The 23,730-nt window shown below is 67.6% G+C and carries 20 protein-coding genes; 14 read left to right on the top strand and 6 right to left on the bottom strand.

The features are described 5' to 3' along the window. Positions 1 to 14 precede the first annotated feature (14 nt). Positions 15 to 3,365, bottom strand: coding sequence for an autotransporter domain-containing protein (locus EGM71_RS18130; protein WP_188486163.1), 3,351 nt, complete (start codon positions 3,363 to 3,365; stop codon positions 15 to 17). Positions 3,366 to 3,539: 174 nt separating this feature from the next. Between EGM71_RS18130 and EGM71_RS18125 the strand changes: the two genes are divergently transcribed. The 3 genes from EGM71_RS18125 (at position 3,540) to EGM71_RS18120 (ending at position 4,805) form a co-directional block, all read left to right on the top strand. After that, a complete protein-coding gene (locus EGM71_RS18125; protein WP_188486161.1) occupies positions 3,540 to 4,058 on the top strand; it encodes a Rossmann fold nucleotide-binding protein in 519 nt (172 codons plus the stop codon). A 91-nt stretch (positions 4,059 to 4,149) separates the two neighbouring features. Then, positions 4,150 to 4,350 (top strand): hypothetical protein, encoded by a 201-nt coding sequence (locus EGM71_RS20965; RefSeq protein WP_317608639.1) that lies wholly within the window; start codon positions 4,150 to 4,152, stop codon positions 4,348 to 4,350. A 104-nt stretch (positions 4,351 to 4,454) separates the two neighbouring features. Further along, entirely contained in the window at positions 4,455 to 4,805 is a 351-nt protein-coding gene (locus EGM71_RS18120) for a VOC family protein (RefSeq protein ID WP_135968312.1), read from the top strand. 15 nt (positions 4,806 to 4,820) lie between these two features. Here EGM71_RS18120 and EGM71_RS18115 read toward each other — a convergent pair whose 3' ends face one another. Beyond that, on the bottom strand, positions 4,821 to 5,450 hold the full coding sequence (locus EGM71_RS18115; RefSeq protein WP_188486159.1) for a TetR/AcrR family transcriptional regulator: 630 nt from the start codon (positions 5,448 to 5,450) through the stop codon (positions 4,821 to 4,823). Positions 5,451 to 5,574: 124 nt separating this feature from the next. Here EGM71_RS18115 and EGM71_RS18110 point away from each other — a divergent pair, with 124 nt between their 5' ends. Continuing rightward, entirely contained in the window at positions 5,575 to 7,047 is a 1,473-nt protein-coding gene (locus tag EGM71_RS18110) for an MFS transporter (protein ID WP_188486157.1), read from the top strand. 11 nt (positions 7,048 to 7,058) lie between these two features. On the opposite strand, the gene EGM71_RS18105 is transcribed toward EGM71_RS18110, so the two are convergent. Next, positions 7,059 to 7,367, bottom strand: a complete 309-nt coding sequence (locus EGM71_RS18105) for a KGG domain-containing protein (protein ID WP_188486155.1) — start codon at positions 7,365 to 7,367, stop codon at positions 7,059 to 7,061. A 194-nt stretch (positions 7,368 to 7,561) separates the two neighbouring features. Here EGM71_RS18105 and EGM71_RS18100 point away from each other — a divergent pair, with 194 nt between their 5' ends. After that, a complete protein-coding gene (locus tag EGM71_RS18100; RefSeq protein ID WP_188486153.1) occupies positions 7,562 to 9,046 on the top strand; it encodes a DUF4434 domain-containing protein in 1,485 nt (494 codons plus the stop codon). Positions 9,047 to 9,050: 4 nt separating this feature from the next. Here the strand turns inward: EGM71_RS18100 and EGM71_RS18095 are convergent, their stop codons facing one another. After that, the gene (locus EGM71_RS18095) at positions 9,051 to 9,515 is read right to left on the bottom strand and encodes a MarR family winged helix-turn-helix transcriptional regulator (RefSeq protein ID WP_188486151.1); all 465 of its coding nucleotides are present in this window, start codon (positions 9,513 to 9,515) and stop codon (positions 9,051 to 9,053) included. A 50-nt stretch (positions 9,516 to 9,565) separates the two neighbouring features. Here EGM71_RS18095 and EGM71_RS18090 point away from each other — a divergent pair, with 50 nt between their 5' ends. From EGM71_RS18090 to EGM71_RS20960, 3 genes are all read left to right on the top strand, one after another. Further along, complete coding sequence (locus tag EGM71_RS18090; RefSeq protein ID WP_188489889.1) at positions 9,566 to 10,477, top strand: S41 family peptidase; 912 nt, start codon at positions 9,566 to 9,568, stop codon at positions 10,475 to 10,477. Positions 10,478 to 10,575: 98 nt separating this feature from the next. Next, a complete protein-coding gene (locus EGM71_RS18085; protein ID WP_188486149.1) occupies positions 10,576 to 11,469 on the top strand; it encodes an NAD-dependent epimerase/dehydratase family protein in 894 nt (297 codons plus the stop codon). A 212-nt stretch (positions 11,470 to 11,681) separates the two neighbouring features. Beyond that, the gene (locus tag EGM71_RS20960) at positions 11,682 to 14,213 is read left to right on the top strand and encodes a methyl-accepting chemotaxis protein (RefSeq protein ID WP_188486147.1); all 2,532 of its coding nucleotides are present in this window, start codon (positions 11,682 to 11,684) and stop codon (positions 14,211 to 14,213) included. Between the two features lie 91 nt (positions 14,214 to 14,304). Here EGM71_RS20960 and EGM71_RS18075 read toward each other — a convergent pair whose 3' ends face one another. After that, entirely contained in the window at positions 14,305 to 14,691 is a 387-nt protein-coding gene (locus EGM71_RS18075) for a DUF2628 domain-containing protein (protein WP_188486146.1), read from the bottom strand. A gap of 216 nt (positions 14,692 to 14,907) precedes the next feature. Here EGM71_RS18075 and EGM71_RS18070 point away from each other — a divergent pair, with 216 nt between their 5' ends. Continuing rightward, entirely contained in the window at positions 14,908 to 15,078 is a 171-nt protein-coding gene (locus tag EGM71_RS18070) for a hypothetical protein (RefSeq protein WP_005419553.1), read from the top strand. Between the two features lie 60 nt (positions 15,079 to 15,138). Here EGM71_RS18070 and EGM71_RS18065 read toward each other — a convergent pair whose 3' ends face one another. After that, complete coding sequence (locus EGM71_RS18065) at positions 15,139 to 17,184, bottom strand: TonB-dependent receptor domain-containing protein (RefSeq protein WP_188486144.1); 2,046 nt, start codon at positions 17,182 to 17,184, stop codon at positions 15,139 to 15,141. 496 nt (positions 17,185 to 17,680) lie between these two features. Between EGM71_RS18065 and mdoH the strand changes: the two genes are divergently transcribed. The 5 genes from mdoH to hemC all read left to right on the top strand — a co-directional run bounded on the left by mdoH (position 17,681) and on the right by hemC (position 23,665). Next, positions 17,681 to 19,606, top strand: a complete 1,926-nt coding sequence (gene mdoH, locus EGM71_RS18060; RefSeq protein ID WP_188486142.1) for a glucans biosynthesis glucosyltransferase MdoH — start codon at positions 17,681 to 17,683, stop codon at positions 19,604 to 19,606. Between the two features lie 50 nt (positions 19,607 to 19,656). Next, the gene (locus EGM71_RS18055) at positions 19,657 to 20,316 is read left to right on the top strand and encodes an alpha/beta hydrolase (RefSeq protein WP_188486140.1); all 660 of its coding nucleotides are present in this window, start codon (positions 19,657 to 19,659) and stop codon (positions 20,314 to 20,316) included. A gap of 3 nt (positions 20,317 to 20,319) precedes the next feature. Further along, on the top strand, positions 20,320 to 21,363 hold the full coding sequence (locus tag EGM71_RS18050; RefSeq protein WP_188486138.1) for a sensor histidine kinase: 1,044 nt from the start codon (positions 20,320 to 20,322) through the stop codon (positions 21,361 to 21,363). Positions 21,364 to 21,373: 10 nt separating this feature from the next. Next, entirely contained in the window at positions 21,374 to 22,105 is a 732-nt protein-coding gene (locus EGM71_RS18045; protein WP_005419545.1) for a LytR/AlgR family response regulator transcription factor, read from the top strand. 648 nt (positions 22,106 to 22,753) lie between these two features. Next, on the top strand, positions 22,754 to 23,665 hold the full coding sequence (hemC, locus tag EGM71_RS18040; RefSeq protein WP_188486136.1) for a hydroxymethylbilane synthase: 912 nt from the start codon (positions 22,754 to 22,756) through the stop codon (positions 23,663 to 23,665). The last annotated feature ends 65 nt before the right edge of the window (positions 23,666 to 23,730 follow it).

The raw sequence follows: 23,730 nt of genomic DNA, 5'->3' as shown, positions 1-23,730 counted from the left end.
ACACTGCTTCGGAATCAGAAGCGCACGGACCAGCGTGCGTTCGCACCGTGGTCGTGGCTTTCGCTGCCGAACTGGCCGCTGTAGCCCAGCTCCAGCTGCTGTCGCGGTGTCAGCCAGGCTGACAGGCCGAGCTCTGCCACCACCGCGTTGTCGGCGATCGGTGCGCCGCTGACGGCGAAGGTGGTGCCGCCGTTGGCGAAGGCGAGGTTGGCAACCTGGCTGCGATCCCCCGAGGCACGGCGATAGCCGACGCCACCGCGCAGGTGCAGCCAGCTGTCCTGCTGGAACGAAGCCTTCAGCCCCTTGTCGAAGCGCACGCCGGCGGTGGCGATCGTGGTTCCGGTATCGTCCACCTTGCCCTGCAGCGCCGCCGCTCCGCCGCGTTCGTTGACGCGCTTGAGATCCACTTCCACGCGTGCGACCTGCAGGTAGGGCTCCAGCCCGGCTTCCGGGCCACCGAAGCGGTAGCCAGCTTCGATGAAGGCCTGGCGGGTACGGGCGTCGTAGCGCGCGCTCAGGCTGTCGCTGAAGCCTGCGAAGGCGACATCACGCGTACTCTTCACCTCGTGCTTGCTCCACGCCACACCACCGCGCAGGCCGAAGCCGCCCCAGTTGTGGCTGGCGTAGGCACCGAAGTGCGTGTTGTCGATCTTCGACTTGGCACGACGTTCCTGCTGCTTCACGTCGGTGCGGCCCGTGCCGGCCAGCACGCCGACCTGCCAGCCGGAGAACTCGCGGTCGATGCCGACCAGCAGGCCGTTGCTGTTGGCTTCGGTGCGGGCGGTGTTGAAGTCACCGTCCAGCTTGCTGTTGCCACCGATGGCCTGCACCCACGCACCCGTCGCATCACCCGCCTCGCTGCCGGGCGCGGCGGCGCCGGCACGGCGTGACAACGCGGCATCGCGCACGTAGCGGCTGCCCTCGACCAGGGCGATGGCCGTGGCCGGATGCAGCTCGCCGCTGAGGCCATCGAGCACGCCACCGACCTGCTGCGGGAACAGCTGGGTCAGCGGCTTGGGCAGGCCCTGGGCGATCGGCAGCAGGTCGGCGGCCGCTGCCACCGCACGCTGGTTGGGCGTGCTGGCAGCCGTGGTCAGCGAAGCGCCACGGGCGACGTCGATGCGCGTGCCATTGGCGCCGTAGGCCAGGCTGAACTGCAGGAAGGGCGAGAACGCACTGAAGTCGGTCTTGGCGAACTGGCCGTTGATGCCACCATCGGCACGCAGGAAGTTGAACTGTTCGCCGAGGTAATACACGCCCGGTTCCGGCAACGCGACCAGGGTGCCACCGAGGGTGGCGGTGCCGGTCACGTGCAGCTGGTCACTGCGGCCACCCGGTGCCAGCTCCGCCGCATACACGCCGGTGGCGCCCTGCACGTAGTTGCCGTTGATGGTCAGCGTGCCGATCGAGTTGCCCGGCGCGATGATGCCGTCCACGCGGGTGTTGCCGAGCGTGCCGACGCCCTTCAGCAGGCCGTTGGCGCCGACCGTGGTGGTGCCGCCGGTCTGCGTGCCGTTGAAGGACACCACGCCACCGTTGACCACCAGGTTGCTGTTGTTCAGCACACCGCTGGCGCTGACCGTGCTGACGCCACCGGTGGTGGTCAGCGCGGTGGAGACCAGGCTGCCGTTGAGCAGGAACCGACCGCCCTGAACCTCGACCGCCGAGGTGAGCGTGTTGGCACCGTTCAATTCCAGCGTACCGTCCTGCAGTACCGCGCCATTGAAGCTGTTGTTGCCGCTCAGGCGCAGCCAACCGATACCGGATTTGGTCAGCTTGCCGGGGCCGCCGATGTCGTTGGTCCAGTTGTCCCAGGCATCGCCTTCCCAGACCTTCAGGCCGCCGGCCTTCTGGTTCATCACCACGTTGGTGTCCACGCGCAGGGAGCCATAGCCTTCGATGGCCTTGCGCAGGTCGACCATGCCCCAGCCGTAGATTGCATCGATACCCGGCGCGCCGAGATCGCGTGCGGTGGTCAGCAGCACGTCGCGGACCTGGGCGTTGTCCAGGTACGGGAAGCGCTCCATCAGCAGGCCAAGAGCGCCGGTGATGTGGGGCGCGGCCATCGACGTGCCGGTCTTGGTGCCGTAGACGTAGTTGGTGTTCTCGCTGTCGATGATCAGCCGCACGTAGGCGGAGGTGTTCTCGATGCGGCCCTGGATATCGCCGGAGACGATGGTGCTGACGATGTCGGTGCCGGGGGCCGAGATGCACCAGTTGGCGGCAACGCCGCAGATGCTGGAACTGCCATCGATCACGTAGTCGGTTTCACCCGCGGCGGCATTGGGCCTGCGGACGTTGGCGACCGCCAGCCAGTACGGTTCCAGTTCGGGCTTCCAGCGCGGCATCGAGGCGGTGATGCCGGCAACTGCACCGCTGCCGTTGCCGGCCGACCACACCTGGATGAGGGTGGAGCCCGGGGTATCGCCGTTGTTGGCGTAGATGCTGCCGTACACGCCGTAGTCGGCACCGATGCTGGCGTACTGCTGGTCCAGCGCGGCGGCGGTCATGTTGCGCGTGGAAATGCCCCAGCTGTGGTTGATGGCGCGTACACCCTGCGCCTGGATCTGCGCGTACATGTCCAGCGTGGCGGCGTCATCCGGATCGGTGCGGTACACCGCGCGCGGGCGATAGAAATTGTCGGGGTCAAGGCGCCACTCGTAGTAGGTGTCACCGAACACGCGGGCGGCGGTGAGATCCGCACCAAAGGCCACGCCATGCATACCGGTGCCATTGCGGTTGGCGCCGATGGTGCCAAGCACATGCGTTCCGTGGTCGGCGTAGCTGAAGCCATAGGGCTGGCCGGCGGCGATCAGGCGTGCCGCGAGCGCGGCCGGAACGCCGGCGCCGAGGCCGTAGTAGTTGTAGCCGGGCTGCTCGCCGCGGGTCTGTCCGCAGGCGCCGGTACCTGCGACCACACCCGGCGTCGCACAGTCGGCACCGATGGTGATGCTGGAGGTATTGCGTCCTGCAAATTCCGGATGCGCCAGCGCGGAGCCCGAGTCGAACAGCGCCAGACGTACGCCCTTGCCGGTCAGGCCGCGTGCATAGGCGTAGTCCGCGCCCATCGCGCCCAGGCCCCAATCGGCGTTGAACTCATCGCTACGCCAGCTGGCCGGATCACCCGGGTTGCCAAGAATGGCCGTGCTGCTGGCGGCAGGTGCAGCGGCTGTCGCTGCGGGTGCCGTGCTGGCAGCGGGCTGCGCCCACGCAGCCTGCATCTGGCGTTGCTGTTGCCAGGCCTCGAGTGATTCGCTGGCCATGGCCGGCAGTGCAGTGGCCAGCAGCAGCGAGCTGGCGACGGCAAGCGCCAGTGGGCGGTGCGACAGGGAGCGGGACGAACGGCCGTACAGCGGGTGATTCATCAGACAACTTCCTTGGTTGACGGACAACAAGGCCGTTAACGCCAAGGCGTGGCGATATCCCCCAGTAATGTGAAGGGAATTTTATGAACGTGTTAATGTTCTGTGATCGGTGCATGGCTTGGCTCCGCCGGGCGGGGCACCGTGCCCCTTCTTTCCGAGGCCTTGGAACCGTCCATGGGTACCGCATTCCGTAAACCACAGTTGGCGATATTGGGTAGTGCCGATCCTGGCAGTGACGCGTTCGAGCGCGCAGCTGAAGCAGGGCGTTTCCTGGCCATCCAGGGCATCACGGTGGTCAGTGGCTGCGGCAGCGCCGCTACGCGGGTAGCTGCCGAGCAGGCGATCGCCGCCGGTGGCCAGGTGCTCAGCGTCATCCCGGAAGGCAGCATGCCGCCGGTCGATTGGCCGGCCACGGTGGTGGTGCCCTGTGGCATGGGGGATGCGCGCAACCTGATCATGGCCCTGGCCGGCGACGCCTGCATCGTCATCGGCGGGCGCGCCGGCACGATCTCGGAGGTTTGCCTGGCGTGGCTGCACAAGCGACCGCTGCTGCCGCTTGTGGGGGCGGGTGGCTGGTCCGACGCGCTGCCGGACAACCCGCCGGACGAGCGCGGCAATTCGCCGATCCTGCCGTGGCGCAACATTGATGAGCTGGCCGAGCAACTGCGTGTCCTGGGGTTGCTGCAACACTGAGTCCAGCCGCATCCGCCTTCACCCAACGTCCCGTGTGCAGCGCTAAGGTGGCCCGGCCTGGGCTCACCAGGCTTATCAAGGAGTGATGTCGATGCGTACTTTCAGGAAAGTGATCGCCGGTGCTGTGTTCGCGTTGGCCTGCAGCGGCTCGGTGGCCGTGGCCGGACCGGTCCAGCCCTGCGATTTTCCCTGCTGGAAGGCCTATCAGGCGTGTGTAGCCGGTGGGGGGGATGCCATGGAATGCCAGTACGAATACGATCGATGTGTCATGGATCGCTGCGGCGCGGTGTAAGCCCGGCCATGATCGGCTGATGACGGGCCCCGTCCATGACGGGGCTCTTCTGTTTGTGCGCAAGGTCGGGCAGTCTCGACACATTCTTCCGGGTGGAGTGGAACATGGCCGTCACGCGTGTCGTCGCCAACATCGCCACGTCCGATCCCGCCCGTGCCGCTGCGTTCTATGGCGAGCTGCTCGGCATGCCGGTGGTGATGGACCATGGCTGGATCGTCACCCACGGCGGGCAGGGCAGTGCGCTGGCGCAGGTCAGCTTCGCCAGTGAAGGAGGTTCGGGTACGCCGGTGCCGGACCTGTCGATCGAAGTGGACAATCTGCAGGACGTGCTGGAGCGCATGCGCGCGGCCGGCATTGCGCTGGAATATGGTCCGGCCGACGAGCCCTGGGGCGTGCGGCGTTTCTTCGTCCGCGATCCGTTCGGTCGGCTGTTGAACATCCTCGCCCACGCCTGAGCGGTGGATGGTGCCTCAGCCGCGCCTGGCGGTGCGCGCGGGAACAGGCGACACGCCAACCATGCGCAGGCAATCGGCCACCACCGCCGCAATGAAGGTGTCCGCGTCCTGCATGGGCACGGCGATCAGGTCATCGGTGGCGCCATGCACGCCGGCATAGATCAGCGAGGCCGTGACCTGCGGTGCCGACAGCTGCCACAGGCCCGCGTGGACACCTGCTTCGAGGATGCCGAGCAACTGCTGCTGGATCGCGTTGCGCTCGGCATTGCCGCGCTGGTGGTGGTGATGGTTGGCATACACGACGTCGTGCAGCGCGTGCGTGCGGACGTAGATCTCGATGTTGGCGCGGATCCAGGCGCGCAGGCGCGCCACGCCATCGCGGGCAGGCTGCTGCTGCACCGCGTGGTCGACCTCGGCCATGAACTGTTGTGTGTAGCGCAGTGCCAGCGCCTGCAGGATCTCGGTGCGCGAGGCGAAGTAGGTATAGAACGTGCCCTTGGCCACATCGGCGGCGGCCACGATGTCGCTGATGGTGGTCGCGTCCACGCCTTTTGACAGGAACAGCGCCTGCGCGGCGTCCATCAGCTCTTCCTGGCGTGTTTCAGCGGGTTTGGTGCGGGGCCTGGCGACAGCGGGAATCTGCATGGGGCGGGGTCCGGGTGCGACGGTCGTCATTCTAGCCGTCCTCCGCGATGACTGACCGCCAGTCATTGACCGACGGTCAGTCAGTCAATTACGATGCGCCCACATCCTCCCCCGGGATCCGTGCATGCAACGCTTCCGACGGCCGGCTTTGGTGCTGGCGGCCTATCTGGGCACCTTCCTTGCCTCGCTGGACATCAGCATCGTCAACGTCGCGCTGCCGACACTGCAGCAGGCACTGCACACCGACATGGCGGGACTGCAGTGGGTGATCAATGCCTATGCCATTGCCCTGTCGGCGGTGATGCTGTCGGCGGGGCCGCTGGGTGACCGCTACGGCCATCGCCGCATGTGGCTGCTCAGTGTGGCGACTTTCATCGTGGGCTCGCTGCTGTGCGCCTGCGCAGGCAGCCTGCCGGCGCTGGTGGCGGGGCGGGCAGTGCAGGGCGTGGCCGGTGCCCTGCTGATTCCCAGTGCGATGCCGATCCTCAGCCATGCGTTTCCCGAAGCGCGCCCGCGCGCACGGGTGATCGGCGGCTGGTCGGCGTTCAGTGCGCTCGCGCTGGTGCTGGGGCCGCTGCTGGGGGGGGAACTGGTACAGCGCGCCGGCTGGCCCAGCATATTCCTGATCAACCTGCCGCTGGGCGTGCTTGCACTGGTGCTGGGCGCCTGGGGCATTCCGGAGCGACGACATCCGCAGCATGCTGCGCTGGATCCGGCCGGGCAGCTGCTCAGCATCGTCGCGCTGGGTGCACTCAGCTATGGGCTGATCGCGATTGGCGAGCACGGCCTGCTGGCACCTTCGGCCCTGCTGGCGCTCGGCATCGCGGCATCCTGCCTGGTGCTGTTTGCGTGGGTCGAGCGTCGCGTGGCGCGACCGCTGCTGCCGCTGGACCTGTTGGCGATGCCGGGTTTCGGGATGCTCAACCTCGCCTCGTTCGTGCTTGGATTCACCGCCTATGCCAGCCTGTTCTTCCTGTCGCTGTTCTTCCAGCAGGCGCAGGGCCACGATGCGACGCAGGCGGGCTCGCAGCTGGTACCGCAGTTCGTGCTGATGGGCGCGGTGTCGTTGCTGTTCGGCCGCCTGGTGGCACGGATCGGGCTGCATGCCGCGCTGGTGTCGGGGTATGCGCTGACCGGCGTGGCACTGTGTGCGATCGCCACATTCGAGCCGGCGACTGCGCGGGGCCAGGCCAGCGCACTGTTGATGCTGCTGGGCGTTGGCATGGGCCTGGCGGTGCCGGCGACCGGCATGGCGGTGATGGCGTGCGTCCCCGCCGAGCGGGCCGGCATTGCGTCGGCCACGATGAATGCCCTGCGCCAAGCGGGCATGAGTCTGGGCATCGCGCTGCTGGGCAGCCTGATGGGCCTGCGCGCCGTGCGCCAGTTCGCTGCGTCCGCACAGGCGGCAGGGCAGCCTGCACTGGCTGCGCAGGCGCGCACGTTGATCCTGCAGCCGTCGTCATCCCTGCCCGGGTCGCAGGCGCTGGCCTGGTATCGCGGCGCAATGGCCAGCGGCTTCGGCTGGGCGATGGCCGTCGCCGGCGTGCTGGCCCTGCTGGCGGCACTCGGGCTGTTCCGGCAGCGCAGGCGCGCCTGAACCCACCACGGTCAGCCCTGTTGGCGTTGCGGCCCCTCCGTCGTTGGCGTGGGTTCGGCCGCTGGCTGCTGTTGCTGCTGCCGTGCATTGGCATGGCGAGCGTGCCCGCCTTCGCGGCCGATCGCTGCCATGTGCTGGCGATTGCGGCTGATCGCCTCGCCGCCCTTGCGGCCGGCCACGCGTGCCTCGGCCGGGCTGAACTCATGTGCATTGCCGGACGCATGCGCGGCGCGTCCACCCTTTGCGGCGATCGCGCGCTGCTTGTCCTGGTCCATCGAGGCGAAGCCACGATGGGAGGTGCCGTGGTGCTGGTCGGCCATGGGAAGGCTCCCGTTGCATGGAAGGGAAGCTCATCCTTGCCGGTGCCCGGCTAAGGGAGTGTCCGCGCCGGCGTTGCTGCCTTCACGCCGCGCCGTACTGCCATTCACAGCGCCGCTACGCCGCTGCGCGGATTGCGCAGCTTGGCTACGATGGGCTTGCATGCCGGATGGCTGCCCAGACAGGAAAGGACACCATGAACAGATTCGGATGGCTTGTACTGCTGGCCTGCGCTGCGCCGGCCCATGCGGACACTGCGTTGCTGAGCGGCAGTTTCGTCCACTTTGGTTACTCGTCCATCGATGAGCAGCTGCCAGCGGCGCAGCTGCCGCTGTTCCTCGATGAACTGCAGGACCTGGGCAACGACACGCTCATCATCGGCCAGACCCGTGCCACCCGTGCCGGCGTGGGCTGCGCCAGCAGCGTGCAGGATTTCGAATGGATCGCCGGCTTCCCGGCCAAGCTGGGAACGGTGCTGGACGCCGCCGCGGCGCGCGGGATGAAGGTCGTGGTCGGCACGACCTACAGCTCGGGCCAGTGTGCGACGTTCTGGCAGGGACCGAACGCCGCAGCGGTGGCGCAGGATGCAGCGCAGTCGATGGCACAGCTGGCCCAGCAGTACGCAACGCATCCGGCGTTCGCCGGCTGGTACATCACCGATGAGCCTGCGCAGGTACCGGCCGACCGCGCGTCGTTCTACCGCGCGATCGTCTCCACACTGAAAGCGGCGACGCCATCCAGGCCGGTGATGGTGGCGCCCTATCTGGCATCCTCCAGCGTCGACCCGGCCAGTGTGGCCAGTGCTGCGTTGCGGTTCCGCGCTGCCACCGGTGTCGACGTACAGATCTGGCAGGACGGTATCGGCGCGGCGGCGCACGCAAAGCTGTTCCAGTGGGATCGACCGGGCTACTCCACCGAGCAGTACTACCAGGCGTTGTCGGCGCAGCTGGGCGCCAACGCTGTGTGGGCCGACATCGAGCTGTTCAACCATGGCAGCCCGCTGTTCCTGGACACCGGCCATGGCCTGTCCGGTGCGTACCGGTCGGCGTCGGTGCAGCGCATCAACCAGCAGTTGTGGAGTGCGCGTTCGGCTGGCAAGCGCGTTGCCTGGCTCAACCAGTACCACATGTCCGAAGTGGTCGGCCCCGGCCAGGGCTACGGCGAGGCGCCGCGGATGATGAACACCTATCGCGGGTTGTACGGACTGGGTGCCTCGTACATCGTCGACCCGGTGCAGACCAGCTACCACTACAGCGTGGCGCCGGCGACCAGCTATCCCGACAGCAGCGGCCATGAGCTGTTCGACCGCCGTGTAGGCGACCCGCGCAATCCGATGGATGCGGGCTGGGTCGGCGTGCACGGCAACGTCAGCATCACCATCGACCTGGGCCAGCGCCGACGGGTGGACTGGATCGGCCTGCACACCATGACGCGCCCGGCCTGGGGCATCGTCACGCCGACATCGGTGGAGGTGATGTGCGCCGAGCCGGGAACTGCCGCCGTTTCGATCGGCTCGCTGTCGGCACCCTTCACCCAGGCCGGCGTGATGGGTTCGACCGAAGAGGAGTACGTGCTCGGCAATGCTGCCCCGTTGGCCGCGCAGTGCCGCACGCTGGAGCTGCGCGTGGCCAATGGCAGCTGGACCTTCCTCAGCGAAATCGAAATGGCCGCAGAGCAGTAAGGCGTCAGCGCCGGTGGGCGTCCTGCAGGCGCTGCGCGAAGGGCCGCTGTGCGAGCGCTGCAAGTGCGTCGCGCAGCACCTGCTCCAGCGACTGCCCCAGATCGGCATCGAGGCTGCGCGCCGCCACGGCGGTGGCCTGCCATTGCGCCTGCAGCGCAGGCAGCGCGTGTTGCGCGCGGGGACTCAACTGCAGGATGCGTTCACGCCCATCGTCGCCGTTGGCTGCATGCAGCCAGCCGTCGCGCACCATTGCCGCCACGGTCTGGCTGAGCGCCGAATGGCTGAGCCCGCAGGCCAGGGCCAGGTCCTTGATCCGGCAGGGGCCCTGCGCCATCAGCGTGCGCAGCACCGGCGTGTAGCGGGGCCGGTAGTCCAGTTGCAGGTCCCGGTAGGCCTGCTCGACCGCCGGGTCCAGCTGGTCGAGCAGGGCGCGCAGCAACGTGCCCAGCGTGGCGTGTTGGAGATCCATGGCCGGGATGATATATAAGCGCTTACATATATTCAATGCGGGGGTGGATGATGGCGGTCTCCTGGATGCTCGGTGCGCTGCTGGCGGCGGCCTGCCCGGCGCAGGACGGGGTCCTGCAGGCGGCGGCCACTGCCGTGCGGGCGCAGTACCTGGACGAGGCGGAAGGCGCCCGTATCGCCGACGCCCTGCGCACCTGGTCAACGCAGCAGCGCTATGCGGACAGCTGCGCGGATCCTGCTGCATTCAGCGCACGCCTGAACCAGGACCTGGACATGTTCGATGGCCACTTCCACGTTGAACGCGTGGACGCCGCGGCCGGCCAGGACGACTGGTTGATGGCCTGGCGCGCCGATGCCCGCAGCAATGGTGCCGGCGTGCGCGAGGTACGGGTGCTGGAGGGCAATGTTGGCTACCTGCGGTTGAGTACGTTCTATCCGCTGGATCTGGCGCGGCCGAAGTTCGCTGCGGCCTTCACGCTGCTGGCCGACACCGATGGCCTGGTGCTGGACCTGCGCCAGAACGGGGGCGGCGACGATGGAAGTGCCGACCTGCTGGTACGCACGCTGCTGGACGCGAAGATCGACGCGGTGCAGCAGCTGGACCAGCGCGGCCGGCGCACGCCGGTACCGCTGCCGCCTGCCAGCCTGCCCGCGTACCTGAAGCCGCTGGTGGTGCTGATCGACCGGCGTACTGCTTCGGCGGCCGAGTTCGTCGCCTATTCGCTGCAGGCACTGGGCCGCGCGCGCATTGTCGGCGCGCGCAGCGGCGGTGCCGCGCATATGTTTGGTGATCCTGTGCTGCTGCCCGATGGCTATCAGATCAGCATTCCCGACCGGCAACCGATCAACTTGCGTACCGGCGGCAACTGGGAACGCAGCGGCGTGAGGCCTGATGTGGCCGGTGGCGACGATCCGCTGTTCGTTGCGCGGCAACTGCTGGCGCCTGCGAAGTCGTCAAGATGAACGCACGATTGCATGGCTGTCCTATCGCAGATGCGCGAATGCATGCCTAGAATCGAAGTATCCCGGTAGTTCCCGGGCGCTTCGAGTGAATGGACTCAATGAAGATTCTGTTGACCGGCAGTTCCGGGCGCATCGGGCGCGCGATCTTCGGTGCATTGGCGGCCGCCCACGAAGTGGTGGGGTTGGACCGCAGCCCGTTCGCCACCACGCGCATCATTGCCGATGTCACCGACCGCCAGGCCGTCGCACGCGCGGTAAAGGGCGTGGACGCAGTCATCCATACTGCGGCCCTGCATGCCCCGCATGTCGGCCTGGTGCCGGACGCGGTGTTCCAGCAGATCAACGTGGAGGCAACCGCGCACCTGCTGCAGGCCGCACGCGAAGCCGGCGTACGTCGTTTCGTGCTGACCAGCACCACTGCGCTGTACGGCCATGCCGTGGTGGCCGGTGGCTGCCGCTGGATCGACGAAGACACCGAGCCGTTGCCGCGCACGATCTACCATCGCACCAAGCTGCAGGCCGAGACCCTGGCCGAAGCCGCTGCCACGCCGGGCTTCAGCGTTCGCGTGCTGCGCATGGGCCGGTGTTTCCCGGAACCGCCCGAACGGATGGCGATGTTCCGCCTGCATCGCGGCATCGACGCCCGCGATGTGGCCAGCGCACATGCAGCACTGCTGCTCGACGAAGGCGCCCGATTCGCGCGCTACCTCGCCTGCGCACCGACGCCGTTCCGGCGCGAGGACTGCCTGGAACTGGCCACCCACCCGCGCAGCGTGCTGGCCCGTCGCGCGCCGCAGCTGCTGGCCGAGTTCGAACGCCGTGGTTGGCCGCTGCCATTGAGCATCGACCGTGTGTACGACAGCGCCCGCCTGCGCAGCGAGCTGGGCTGGCAACCGTGGTTCGGGCCGGACGACGTGCTGCAGCAGTACGCCGTCGGCAGCATCGAGGTACTGCCGCGCGCGCAATGGATCAAGGACCGCGTGGCTGAGTGAGGCCATCGCGGGGGGCGGACAACTGAGCCGACCCTGAGCGGATTCAGGAATGTGCAGGCGGGCCGCCTCAACCTCGTTGGCGGGCGGCCGCTAACCCGGTGCGCTTCCAGTGCCGGGCCCACCCCGGCGGCCGGTCGCCTGCGCGACGGATCGCGCGCCTGCGCGGTGCCCTCGTGGTGCCGGTCGTCCTGAACTGCCTTGCGGACCCTCCCATGTCTTCTTCCCGCTCCGCCGCTGCCCGCCGCCCGGGCAGCATCGCCCACAAGCTGATGCTGGGCACCGCCGTGATCGCGCTGCTGTGCTTCGGCCTGACCGCGTTCCTGATCTACCGACAAGCCAGCACCAGCCTGATCAGCGCCTCGCGCCAGACCATGACCAGCGAAGCCAACGCCGAAGCACGCCAGGTCTCGGCCGACCTGGGCACTGCCTTCGCCAGCAATGACGCCATGGTCGAGACCGTGCTGGCCCAGCGCGCCCGTGGGGATGTGCCTGATCGCGCCAGCCTCGCGGCGGTGCTCGGCGAGCAGCTGCGCACCCATCCGGAATGGCTGGGCAAGAGCACCATGTGGGAGGCCGATGCCTTCGACGGCAAGGATGCCGCGTTCGTCAACACCGAAGCACACGACGCCACCGGTCGTTACATGAGCTACTGGGCCTGGCACGACGGCAAGCCGCAGCAGTCGACAATGACCGACTACACCGAGACCGCCAGCGGTTCCGGTGACTGGTACATGGTGCCCAGCCGCGACAAGCTGCCGAAGGTCAGCGAGCCCTATGCCTATGACATTGCCGGGCAGCAGGTGCTGATGAGTACGCTGAGCACGCCGATCATCGAGAACGGCAGGTTCCTGGGCGTGTTCACCGTGGACTTCTCGCTGGCAGCGCTGCAGAAGCACCTGGCCACCTTGAAGCCGATGGGGGCGGGCCGCGTCGAACTGCTGTCGCCGAAGGGCGTGGTGCTGGCCTCGGCCAATGCCGCCGAGATCGGCAAGCCGCGCAACGATGCCCTGACCCGCAGCATGCTGGCCGACATCGCCGCCGACCGCCCGTTCGAGGCTTTCAGCCCCGATGCGGCCGGCAACGTGCGTGTGTATGTGCCGCTGCGCGTGGGCGACGCCCCGCAACGCTTCGCGCTGGGCGTGGTGATGCCGCATGCGGTGATCGTGGCTGAAGCACGCCAGCTGCTGTGGCTGACCCTGCTGGTCGGCGTGATCGCTGCGTTGACCCTCAGTGCCGGTGTCTATGTACTGCTGCGCCGGCTGGCGATCCGCCCGCTGGCCGAAGCGGTGCGCGTGGCTGGTGACGTCGCCGCCGGCAAGCTGGACAGCACGTTGCCGGCGCGCAGCAACGATGAAGTGGGGCGCCTGCTGGACGCGATGCAGGGCATGCGCGGCCAGCTGCAGTCGGTGATGGCTGCGCAGGCCGAAATGGCGCGCCGCCACGATGCCGGTGAACTCAGCTACCGCATGGACGCCGCGGCGTTCCCGGGCGAGTACGGCCGCATGGTGGCCGACAGCAACCAGCTGGTGGCATCCAGCAATGCGGTCACCCAGCGCCTGGTTGAAGTGATGCAGCGCTATGCCGTGGGCGACCTCAGCGTGGACATGGAAGCGCTGCCGGGCGAGAAGGCGGTATTCACCGCCGCGATGGCGACCACCAAGAGCAACCTGGCCGCGATCAACGAGCAGATCCAGCAGCTGGCCGCCGCGGCCGCTGCCGGTGATTTCGCCGTGCGCGGTGATGCACTGCGATTCGACCACGATTTCCGCCGCATGGTGGAGACCCTGAACACGATGATGCAGGTCAGCGACCACAACCTGGCTGCACTGTCGACGCTGTTGCGCGCGATCGCAGCCGGTGACCTCAGTACCCGCATGCAGGGTGATTTCCACGGGGTGTTTGCGGTGATGCGCGACGATGCCAACAGCACCGTGCAGCACCTGACCCAGATCGTCGGCCAGATCCAGCAGTCGGCGGCCAGCATCCGCCTGGCTGCCGGTGAGATCGCCGCCGGCAACAGCGATCTGTCGCGCCGCACCGAACAGCAGGCCGCCAACCTGGAAGAAACCGCCGCGTCGATGGAAGAACTGACCTCCACCGTGCGCCAGAACGCCGACCATGCGCTGCAGGCCAACACGCTGGCCGGTTCCGCGGCGGGCGTGGCCAGCGAAGGCGGCCAGGTGGTCAGCCAGGTGGTGCACACCATGGAGCAGATCGAGGCGTCTTCGCAGCGCATCGCCGAGATCATCTCGGTGATCGATGGCATTGCGTTCCAGACCAACATCCTGGCGTTGAACGCGGCAGTGGAAGCGGCACGCGCCGGTGAGCAGGGCCGTGGTTTCGCGGTGGTCGCCAGTGAAGTGCGCGCGCTGGCGCAGCGTTCGGCGGGTGCCGCGAAGGAGATCAAGGAGCTGATCGACGCCTCGGTGGCCCAGGTCGGTGCCGGTGCGCAGCTGGTGCACGGCGCCGGGCGCACCATGCAGGAAATCGTCGGTCAGGTCGGTCGGGTCAACGAGATCATGGCCGAGATCTCGGCCGCGTCGCGCGAGCAGTCGGCCGGCATCGAGCAGGTCAACCAGACCGTGGTGCAGATGGACGAAACCACCCAGCAGAATGCCGCACTGGTGGAGGAAGCCAGCGCCGCCGCGCGGGCGATGGAAGAGCAGGCCGAGCAGCTGGCGGTGGCGGTGTCGCGCTTCCGCCTGCAGGCCGAGCCGCAGGTGCCCTCACGCCGCGCAGCCTGAGGCACGGCATGAACGAAGACGCCCGGCCAGGGGCCGGGCGTCTTCGTGTCACTCACCGGTGCACCGGACCGGGTCCGGTGACTGCCTCGGCTCAGAACATGCCTTCGAACGGGTTCCAGCTGGCCTTGCCCTTCACCTGCTCCAGGTAATAGCTGTAGTTGGTGCTGGAGGCGACCAGGAAGTTCATGGCGATGAACAGTGCGCGGGCAACGATTTCCGGCAGGAACAGGGTGACGATGGCCAGCACGATGTTGATGCCGATCACCACCAGCGCCTTGCGCCACATGCCCAGGATGAACAGGTAGATGGCGCCGAAGAAGAAGGCGAAGAAGTTGATGTTGATCTTCAGGCGGTCGCCGAAGGACAGCGCCTTCCAGGCCTGCTTGAAGCCCGGCTCCTTGGGCGCGCCGTGCTGCTGGAAGAAGTTGAAGCGGAACTGCCACTTCGGGCTGAAGCGGGAGAGGTCGACTGCGTTCATTGACGAATACGTCCTTGTAGGAAAACGGTTACATGATACGGGGCGATCGGTTCAGGAAACCAGTCTCCGGCGTCAAAAATGTGACGGGTGGGCCGGTGTGGAGCCGCGGCAGGGCGCCGCACCGTCACCCACTCGCCTTGTTTTTAGGATAGGGTGCGCAGTTCCGCTGCCGCCCCGGCTGGACCCGTGCGGCGGCGGGATGTCCATGGAGGTTGCATGACCACACCTGCTACACCGGAAAACGCACCGGGACCGGTGCTCCTGCCGACACCTGAAGTGGTGCAGGCACAACAACTGCTCGCACGCCAGCAACTGGCGGTGGCGATGGACCGTGCGCGCACGGCCGCCACGCGGGATGCGGCACCGGCCGCGCTGGAAAGCGAGTAACCCGCAACACCGTCGATCGCGCTGGCATGTCGCCAGCGCGATCACGGCGCGCGCCGCCGGTCAGAACCGTGCGGTCATGCTGAGGAAGTAGCTGCGCCCGGCGACGAAGTAATCGGTGGAGCCTTCTGCATACAGCTTCTTGTCCGCCAGGTTGCTGACGCCGCCGCGCAGGGTCAGCACCTCGTTGACGTTCCATGCAGCGGTCAGGTCATACAGCGTGTAGGCCTTGAGGAAGGTCGTGGCGGTGCCGGTCTGCTTGCCGGTGTACTGCGCCGACAGGCTGCTGGAGAACATCGTGTTCGGCGTCCAGTCCAGCGACGAATAGCCGGAGAATTCCGGGGTATCGATCAGGTTTCGGCCAGTGGTCAGGTTCTTGGCTTCCTTCATCCAGGTCGCCGAGGTGCGCCAGCGCCACTGCTCGCCGAAGCGGACATTGAAGTTGCCTTCCATGCCACTGGTGCGCGCGCGCTGCACGTTGCTCATGCGCGTCCACCAGATGCCATTGAACCGGCCCAGCGGTGCGTACTCGATCTTGTTGCGGAAGTCGGTGTGGAAGTAGGTCACGCCGACATCGATCAGGTCATTGTCGAAGCTGATGCCGATCTCGCGGTTGGTGCTGGTTTCCGGATCCAGGTCCGGGTTGCCGGCCATGTAGCACCCGCCACGGGTGTAGCCCAGCGGAATCAGCGAGGTGCAGCCACGGCCCCCGGACTGTGTGGCGGCGCTGGGCGAATTCTCGGTCAGGCTGGGCGCACGGAAGCCCTTGGAGACGCCACCGCGGATCGTCCACTGTTCGGCGGGGTGCCAGACCAGGTACGCGCGCGGGCTGACATGGCCGCCGAACTGCTCGTGATGGTCCAGGCGTGCGCCCACGGTCAGGGCCAGGGTGCGGTGCAGCTTCAGCTCATCCTCGACAAACAACGCCCAGGTATCCACTTCCAGATTGGAACCGCTGACCGCGTTGCCGGCGTAGTCGATCGGCGCGCGGCCGATGGTATCGGTGTTGGTCAGCTCCTGGCGCTTCCACTGCCCACCCACGGCGAACTGGTGTTCAACGCCCAGCGTGAATGGCGTGGTCAGGCTGCCTTCGATGATGGTGTCGGTGGCCTCGGAACGGCCGGTGGCGCCGATGTCGTTCTTGTATTCGGTCCAGTACGCGCTGAGCTTGGAGGTGCCGAAGGCCCACTTGCCATCATGGTTGAGCGCCAGCGAACTGCGCTTGAGCTCACTGGCACCCCAGGCGCCTTCGTCCTGCTTTTCCAGCGACGCATCGATGAAGGCCTGCTGCACGCCGTGCCCGGCTTCCAGCGACAGTTCCTGTGCATCGCTCAGTTTCCACTGCAGCAGCGCATCAACGTTGCGGTCCTTCTCGCCGGCATAGGCATTGCCGTAGACACCGTTGTTGGACTGGTCCGAATCACGGCGCATGCTGTTGGCACCGATGCGCAGGCCGAAGCGTTCGCCCAGCGGGCCGGAGAAGGTCGCACCGATCTGCTGGGTATCGCCACGCTTGCCATCACCGGGGCGGGTGTAGCTGTGGGTGGCGCTGCCGTTCCATTCGTCGCCGATGCGCCGGGTGATGATGTTGATCACCCCGCCCATGGCATCGGAGCCATACAGCGAGGACATCGGTCCACGCACCACTTCGATGCGTTCGATCTGGTCAGGCGAGATCCAGTTCAGGTCCTGGCGGCCGAGGTCGGGGCGATAGTTGGTCGAGGCCGAGCTGCCCATGCGCTTGCCGTCCACCAGCACCAGCGTGTAGTTGGACGGCATGCCACGCAGCTTGATCTTGGACTGTTCGCCGACGGCGCTGAGGCCGCCGGTCACGCCCGGCACGCGGCTGAGCAGGGTGGCCAGGTCGGGCACCGGCTGGCGCTCGATGTCCTCACGGCTGATCACGCTGATGCTGGCCGGGGCATCCTTGATCCACTGCTGGCTGCCCGAGGCAGTGACCACCACGGTATCCAGGTCCTTGGTGGAGGCATCGGCGCTGGCCTCTGCGGCGGCCAGGCCGGGCAGGGCGATCAGGCAGGCGGTGGCCAGAGCGCTGGCCAGGCGGGTGCGCGGCAGGCGCGCGGAACGGGAACGGGACGACGGGGACATGACGGCTTCCATGGGAGGTGGGGTGACCCTGTGGAAGCAGCAGGCGCAGGCAGACAGCAGGCAGCCGCCCCTTCCGTGGGTCGTCGGGCGCGCGGTGTGGACCGGCGCAGCTGGGTGGGTCGCGGCCGTGCGGAAGACGGTGACCTGCCTGGTTAATGAAATGATAACCGTTCGCGTTTGTTACGATCCAGTACCGGGGGCAATGCAATGACATCTGGCCATCCCCCGGCGCAATCGCCTGCTATTTGCTGAATGGGGATAAATCCCGGCGTAGACCTTCGCACCCGGCTTACATTCGGCACCCTAGACTGGGCCGCATTTTCGATTCCGCCCCGTTGGAGATCGTGTGGGTTCCGGTAGTGACAGACATCGACTGTGCGGCTTGAGGCCGACACAGCCAGGACAAGTGCGGGCGCCGGGAAAGCGCGCCGGGAACCTTGGTGCATGCAGCCCGGCCGGGATGGCCGGCCGTGCCGACGGCGCGGAGTAGGCGACGATGGCGGTGCAGACCCTCCATGCGGAAGCAGAAACGCCCCGGCTCGATGCCGGTTGGGCGCTGCTGCCCGCTGAATCTCCGTTGCCGATGCCCGAACAGACCCTGCGCGAAGGCGCATTGAAGGTCCGGCGGCATCGCACCTCGCCGCGCCTGATTGGCCTGCGCCGGCTGTACCTCTTCGGTGGCACGCTCGGCATGACCGCCGTGGCCACGCGGATGATGTGGCGGGTGCTGTCGGCCAATGGCATCAGCGTGCTCGAAGCCTGCCTGCTGGTACTGTTCGTCGGCCTGTTTGCCTGGATCGCGTTGTCATTCGCCAGCGCTTTGGCGGGCTTCCTGACCGCCGTGTTCGACCGTGGCTATCGCCTGGGCATCGACCCGGACAAACCGTTGCCGGCCGTGCACAGCCGTACCGCGCTGTTGATGCCGACCTACAACGAAGACCCGCGCCGCCTGCTGGCGGGCCTGCAGGCGATCTACGAGTCGGTGGCAGCCACCGGCCAGCTCGACCGCTTCGACTTCTTCGTGCTCAGCGATACCCGCCGCGAGGATATCGCCGCTGCCGAGGAGCAGGTGTTCGCCGAGCTGCGCGATCGGGTGCCGGATGGACAGACCCGCCTGTTCTACCGTCGCCGTGGCGACAACAGCGGGCGCAAGGCCGGCAACATCGCCGACTGGGTCCGCCGCTTCGGCGGTGCCTACCCGCAGATGCTGATCCTCGATGCCGACAGCCTGATGACCGGCGACAGCATCGTGCGCCTGGTGGCCGGCATGGAGCACAACGCCGACGTCGGACTGATCCAGACCCTGCCGTCGGTGATCGGCGGCCGCACCCTGTTCGCGCGCATGCAGCAGTTCGGCGGCCGCGTGTACGGGCCGGTGATCGCCCGTGGCGTTGCCTGGTGGCATGGCGCCGAGAGCAATTACTGGGGCCACAACGCCATCATCCGCACCCGCGCCTTCGCCGACCACGCCGGCCTGCCGGCGCTGCCGGGGCGCAAGCCGTTCGGCGGCCATGTGCTCAGCCATGACTTCGTCGAAGCGGCGTTGATGCGGCGTGGCGGCTGGGCCGCGCACATGGTGCCCTACCTCGGTGGCAGCTATGAAGAGGGCCCGCCGACGCTGACCGACCTGCTGGTGCGCGACCGTCGCTGGTGCCAGGGCAACCTGCAGCACGGCAAGGTGGTCGGCAGCCGCGGCCTGCACTGGATCAGCCGCACGCACATGCTGATCGGCATCGGCCACTATTTCACCGCACCGATGTGGGCAATGCTGATGCTGATCGGCATCGCCATCCCGCTGTTCCAGGAGGGCATCGACTTCAATGCCCTGCTGCACCTGTCGCCCAGCGTGTACTGGCGTGCGCAGGACGAGGAGCAGGTGGTGCGCCTGTTCGCTGCCACCATGGCGGTGCTGCTGCTGCCCAAGGTGCTCGGCTACCTGGCGATGCTGCTGGACCCGGTCGACCGCCGAGGTTGTGGCGGTGCGATCCGCGCCTTCGTGTCGATGCTGGTGGAAACCGTGCTCGCCGCACTGATGGCGCCGGTGGTGATGTACGTGCAGTCGCGTGGCGTGGCCGAAGTGTTGTCAGGCCGCGATTCCGGCTGGGATGCGCAGCAGCGCGACGACGGCGGCATTTCGTGGATGGCACTGATCCGTGGCTACGGTGGCCTGGGTGTGTTCGGCGCCTTCATGGGCGTGCTGGCCTGGGCGGTGTCGCCGTCGCTGGCGGCCTGGATGGCGCCGGTGGTGATCGGCATGGTGCTGGCCGTTCCGGTGGTGGCGCTGACCTCGTCGCGTGGCCCCGGCGCCTTCCTGCATCGCCTCGGCCTGCTCGATATCCCCGAAGAGAACATCCCGCCGCCGGTGCTGGTACGCGCCGCACAACTGCGCCGGGAAGCCGCCGAGCAACCGCCACTGTACTGATCGCCCCGTGCCAGCGGCATAATGCGGCTCGAACTTGAAGGAGCCGCATCATGCTGCAAACGGTGGAACAGGAAACCGGCGCCTCGCCGCAGTGGTCGGTGATCTGGCTGCACGGCCTCGGCGCCGACGGCCATGATTTCGCGCCGATCGTGCCGGAGCTGGTGCGGCCGCACTGGCCGGCGCTGCGCTTCGTGTTCCCGCACGCACCGGTGCGGCCGATCACGATCAACAACGGCGTGCCGATGCGCGGCTGGTACGACATCGTCGGCATGGACTTCCGTTCGCGCGCCGACATGGCTGGCGTGCAGGAATCGGTGGTGCAGCTGGACGCGCTGATCGCCCGTGAAATCGAGCGTGGCATCCCGGCCGGGAAGATCTTCCTGGCCGGCTTCTCGCAGGGTGGCGCGATCATCCTGACCGCCGCGCTGTCGCGTACCGCGCCGCTGGCCGGCTTGATCGCACTGTCCACCTATCTGCCCGAAGCCGACAGCGCCAAGCGTGTTGAAGGGGCGGTGCAGGTGCCGGTGTTCATGGCCCATGGCAGTGGTGATCCGGTGATCCCGCAGGCCGTGGCCGCGCACAGCGCACAGGCGCTGCGTACGCTGGGCCTGGACGTGGAGTGGCACAGCTACCCGATGGCCCACCAGGTCTGTGCCGAGGAAATCCAGGCACTGGGTGACTGGCTGCAGGAACGCCTGGGCGCGGCCTGAACCATGCCTCCGGCCAGCACACCGCCGTGGATGCCGGAACTGTGCCGCCTGCCGCGGCTGGCGGCGATGCTCGGCCTGGCCGAGCTGGTAGTGGTGCTGCTGGCGCTGGCCCCGGATGGCAGCCGCCACTGGACCTTCGGCGAACTGCTGTCGGCCAGTGGCTTTGCGTTGTGGCTTGCGTTGGCGGTGACCGCGAGCCTGTGCCTGCTGCGGAAGGCACTGTCGAGGCTGCCACAGATGCTGGGGGCGGTCGCTGCGATTACGTTGGCGACCCTGATCGCGGTGGTCTGTGCCGGCATCGTGCATGCCTTGTACGCGGTGCTGGGCGACAACTTCGCCAGCGGCATCAGCTTCTGGCGTTTCACCCTCGGCAGCGCGGCAACCACGGCGCTGATTGCCGCGCTGGCGCTGCGCTATTTCTACGTAAGTGATCGCTGGGCCGCGCAGGTGCAGGCCAATGCGCGCGCCCAGGCCGACGCGCTGCAGGCGCGGATCCGTCCGCACTTCCTGTTCAACAGCATGAACCTCATCGCCAGCCTGCTGCATCGCGATCCTGCGGTGGCCGAGCGCGCGGTGCTCGATCTGTCCGATCTGTTCCGCGCCGCGTTGGGTGCGGGCGAGGGCGATTCCACCCTGCGCGACGAATGCGAGCTGGCCGAGCGCTACCTGTCGATCGAATCGCTGCGCCTGGGCGAACGCCTGCAGGTGCGTTGGCAGCGCGACGAGCCGCTGCCCTGGGACCTGCCGTTGCCAAGGCTGGTACTGCAGCCGCTGGTGGAAAACGCCGTGCTGCATGGCATCTCGCGCCTGCCCGATGGCGGCACCATCGAACTGCAGCTGGCGCGCGAGGGCAATGTGCTGCAGATCCGCGTGCGCAACCCGGCGCCCGATCCGCAGGCGCCCGGGCTGGCGTTGGCGCGGGGGACCGGCCATGCCCAGCACAGCATCGGCCATCGGCTGGCCTGGCGCTTTGGCAGCGCCGCGCGGATGACGGCTGGCTGGAGCGAGGGCTACTATGCCTGCCAGGTGACAGTGCCGATCCAGTGAGGGAACGATCGTGAGGGTAGTCATCGCTGATGACGAACCACTGGCGCGCGAGCGCCTGCGCAGCCTGTTGGCGGCACAGGACGGCGTGGACGTGGTGGCCGAGGCCGGCAACGGCGAGCAGGCCCTGCACGCGTGCGCGGAGCTGCAGCCTGACCTGGTCCTGCTGGATATCGCGATGCCCGGGCTGGATGGCCTGGAAGCGGCGCGTCATCTGGCCAGCTTCGAACCGCGGCCGGCGGTGGTGTTCTGCACCGCCTACGATGCGCATGCGTTGTCTGCGTTCGAGGCCGCGGCGATCGACTACCTGATGAAGCCGGTACGCGCCGAACGACTGGCGGCGGCGATTGCACGTGCACGCACGTTCCTGGCCGGCCGCGATGGCCAGCCGCAGGAGCACAGCGGGCAACAGGCACGCAGCGTGCTGTGCGCACGCCTGCGTGGCAGCCTGCGGCTGATTCCGCTGGACGATATCCACTACCTGCAGGCCGAGGAGAAGTACGTGGTGGTGCACCACGCGCGCGGCGAGGACCTGATCGAGGAATCGCTGAAGTCGCTGGAAGAAGAGTTCGCCAGCCGTTTCATCCGCATCCATCGCAACTGCCTGGTGGCACGCCACGAGCTGGTGGAGCTGCGTCGAGGCTCGGGCGGCCAGGTGCAGGCGGTGCTGCGGCATGGCAAGCAGCCGCTGGAAGTCAGCCGCCGGTGTGTGGCGACGCTGAAACAGGAATTGCGGCATCTGTGAGTGTTCCGCGCGGCCTGCGGCCGCGACTGCTTACAGATCAACATCAAGATCAAGATCAAGATCAACAGCAGGTTGATCGGCTCGTTGTTCTTGCGTGCTGGGTCGGGCCGGGGTGGGGTGGCGGGACACGCCGTAAACCCATCCATGGGGGCTCGATGGCGCCTTGCACGTGTGCGCAATCCTGCGCACACGGCAAGACCGGGGTTGGGCGTCCTGCCCAACCCGCCCGAGGCTTACCTCGGGCCCATGGCGCCAACGGTCCCGCCACCCCACCCCGGCCCAACCCTCTCGTTCTCCACTGCATCGGACAGCAAGAGCATTGTTGTTATCGGCTTGGAAAGAGGGGTCAGATCCCTTTCCTGCGGAAAAGGGATCTGACCCCGGAAGCCCTGGGCTGATGCTTTTGCTTCTGCTTTCTTCTTTTGATCTTCCGTGGCTGGCGCACACGGAAACTGTCAGAGGTCGGGGCGGTGGGGGCAGGCGGGGTGTCCGCGGCATGGATGCCGCGGCCAAGCCCCCAGGGATGGGTTTACGGCGTCCCCGCATGACCCCACCGCCCCGGCCAAGCGCGATAGATCCAGCCGATGCAGCAGCCACGAGGGGCTCCGCCGTTGGCCGTATCCGCGCCGAAGGCGCGATAATGACCGGATGGAAACCGTCCGCATCGCCACCCGCAAGAGCCCGCTCGCCCTCTGGCAGAGCGAACACGTCGCCGACCGCCTGCGCCAGGCCCATCCCGGCCTGCATGTGGAACTGGTGCCGATGAGCACCCGCGGTGATGAGGTGCTGGACCGCTCGCTGGCCGCCATCGGTGGCAAGGGCCTGTTCCTGAAGGAGCTGGAGCTGGCCATGCTGCGGGGTGAGGCCGACTGCGCCGTGCACTCGCTGAAGGATGTGCCGATGGAACTGGACGACCCCTTCGCACTGCCGGCGATGCTGACCCGCCACGATCCGGCCGATGGTTTCGTCTCCAACCTGTACGCCTCGCTGGACGCGCTGCCGATCGGCGCGCGGGTCGGCACCTCGTCGTTGCGCCGCCAGGCCCAGCTGCGCGCGCTGCGCCCGGACCTGGAGCTGCTGGACCTGCGCGGCAACGTCAACACCCGCCTGGCCAAGCTCGACAACGGTGGCTACGACGCCATCGTGCTGGCCGTGGCTGGCCTGGAGCGTCTGGGCCTGGGCGGGCGCATCGTCGCGCGCCTGCAGCCGCCACAGTGGCTGCCGGCCCCGGCGCAGGGGGCGGTGGCGGTGGAGTGCGACGGTGGCAATACGCGCCTGATGGCGTTGTTCGCCACGCTTGATGACGCCGCTACGCGCGCCTGCGTGGAAGCCGAGCGGGCAATGAACCGCGCGCTGCATGGCAGCTGCCACGTGCCGGTGGCCGCGATCGCGCAGTGGCAGGGCGGCGATCTGCACCTGCAGGGGCTGGTCGGCAGTGCCAGCGATGGCCGTGCGGTACGTGCCGAGGCGGTGGGCCCGGCCAGTGATCCGGAAGCGCTGGGCCAGCAGGTGGCCAGGCAGCTGCTGGATGGTGGCGCCGGCGAGCTGTTGAACGTCTGAGCCACCGCAGGTAGTGCCGGCCAGCGGCCGGCACTACCGAAATGAAGAACGGGCGCCTTGGCGCC

Origin of the sequence: Stenotrophomonas maltophilia, assembly GCF_006970445.1 — a bacterium.
Classification (GTDB): Bacteria; Pseudomonadota; Gammaproteobacteria; order Xanthomonadales; family Xanthomonadaceae; genus Stenotrophomonas; species Stenotrophomonas maltophilia_AU.
This window is presented reverse-complemented; position numbering and strand designations above follow the sequence as displayed.

Coding starts and splice junctions, on each gene's coding strand:
- EGM71_RS18130 (WP_188486163.1), bottom strand. CDS start 3,365: ATGAATCACCCGCTGTACGGCCGTTCGTCCCGCTCCCTGTCGCACCGC.
- EGM71_RS18125 (WP_188486161.1), top strand. CDS start 3,540: ATGGGTACCGCATTCCGTAAACCACAGTTGGCGATATTGGGTAGTGCC.
- EGM71_RS20965 (WP_317608639.1), top strand. CDS start 4,150: ATGCGTACTTTCAGGAAAGTGATCGCCGGTGCTGTGTTCGCGTTGGCC.
- EGM71_RS18120 (WP_135968312.1), top strand. CDS start 4,455: ATGGCCGTCACGCGTGTCGTCGCCAACATCGCCACGTCCGATCCCGCC.
- EGM71_RS18115 (WP_188486159.1), bottom strand. CDS start 5,450: ATGCAGATTCCCGCTGTCGCCAGGCCCCGCACCAAACCCGCTGAAACA.
- EGM71_RS18110 (WP_188486157.1), top strand. CDS start 5,575: ATGCAACGCTTCCGACGGCCGGCTTTGGTGCTGGCGGCCTATCTGGGC.
- EGM71_RS18105 (WP_188486155.1), bottom strand. CDS start 7,367: ATGGCCGACCAGCACCACGGCACCTCCCATCGTGGCTTCGCCTCGATG.
- EGM71_RS18100 (WP_188486153.1), top strand. CDS start 7,562: ATGAACAGATTCGGATGGCTTGTACTGCTGGCCTGCGCTGCGCCGGCC.
- EGM71_RS18095 (WP_188486151.1), bottom strand. CDS start 9,515: ATGGATCTCCAACACGCCACGCTGGGCACGTTGCTGCGCGCCCTGCTC.
- EGM71_RS18090 (WP_188489889.1), top strand. CDS start 9,566: ATGGCGGTCTCCTGGATGCTCGGTGCGCTGCTGGCGGCGGCCTGCCCG.
- EGM71_RS18085 (WP_188486149.1), top strand. CDS start 10,576: ATGAAGATTCTGTTGACCGGCAGTTCCGGGCGCATCGGGCGCGCGATC.
- EGM71_RS20960 (WP_188486147.1), top strand. CDS start 11,682: ATGTCTTCTTCCCGCTCCGCCGCTGCCCGCCGCCCGGGCAGCATCGCC.
- EGM71_RS18075 (WP_188486146.1), bottom strand. CDS start 14,691: ATGAACGCAGTCGACCTCTCCCGCTTCAGCCCGAAGTGGCAGTTCCGC.
- EGM71_RS18070 (WP_005419553.1), top strand. CDS start 14,908: ATGACCACACCTGCTACACCGGAAAACGCACCGGGACCGGTGCTCCTG.
- EGM71_RS18065 (WP_188486144.1), bottom strand. CDS start 17,184: ATGTCCCCGTCGTCCCGTTCCCGTTCCGCGCGCCTGCCGCGCACCCGC.
- mdoH (WP_188486142.1), top strand. CDS start 17,681: ATGGCGGTGCAGACCCTCCATGCGGAAGCAGAAACGCCCCGGCTCGAT.
- EGM71_RS18055 (WP_188486140.1), top strand. CDS start 19,657: ATGCTGCAAACGGTGGAACAGGAAACCGGCGCCTCGCCGCAGTGGTCG.
- EGM71_RS18050 (WP_188486138.1), top strand. CDS start 20,320: ATGCCTCCGGCCAGCACACCGCCGTGGATGCCGGAACTGTGCCGCCTG.
- hemC (WP_188486136.1), top strand. CDS start 22,754: ATGGAAACCGTCCGCATCGCCACCCGCAAGAGCCCGCTCGCCCTCTGG.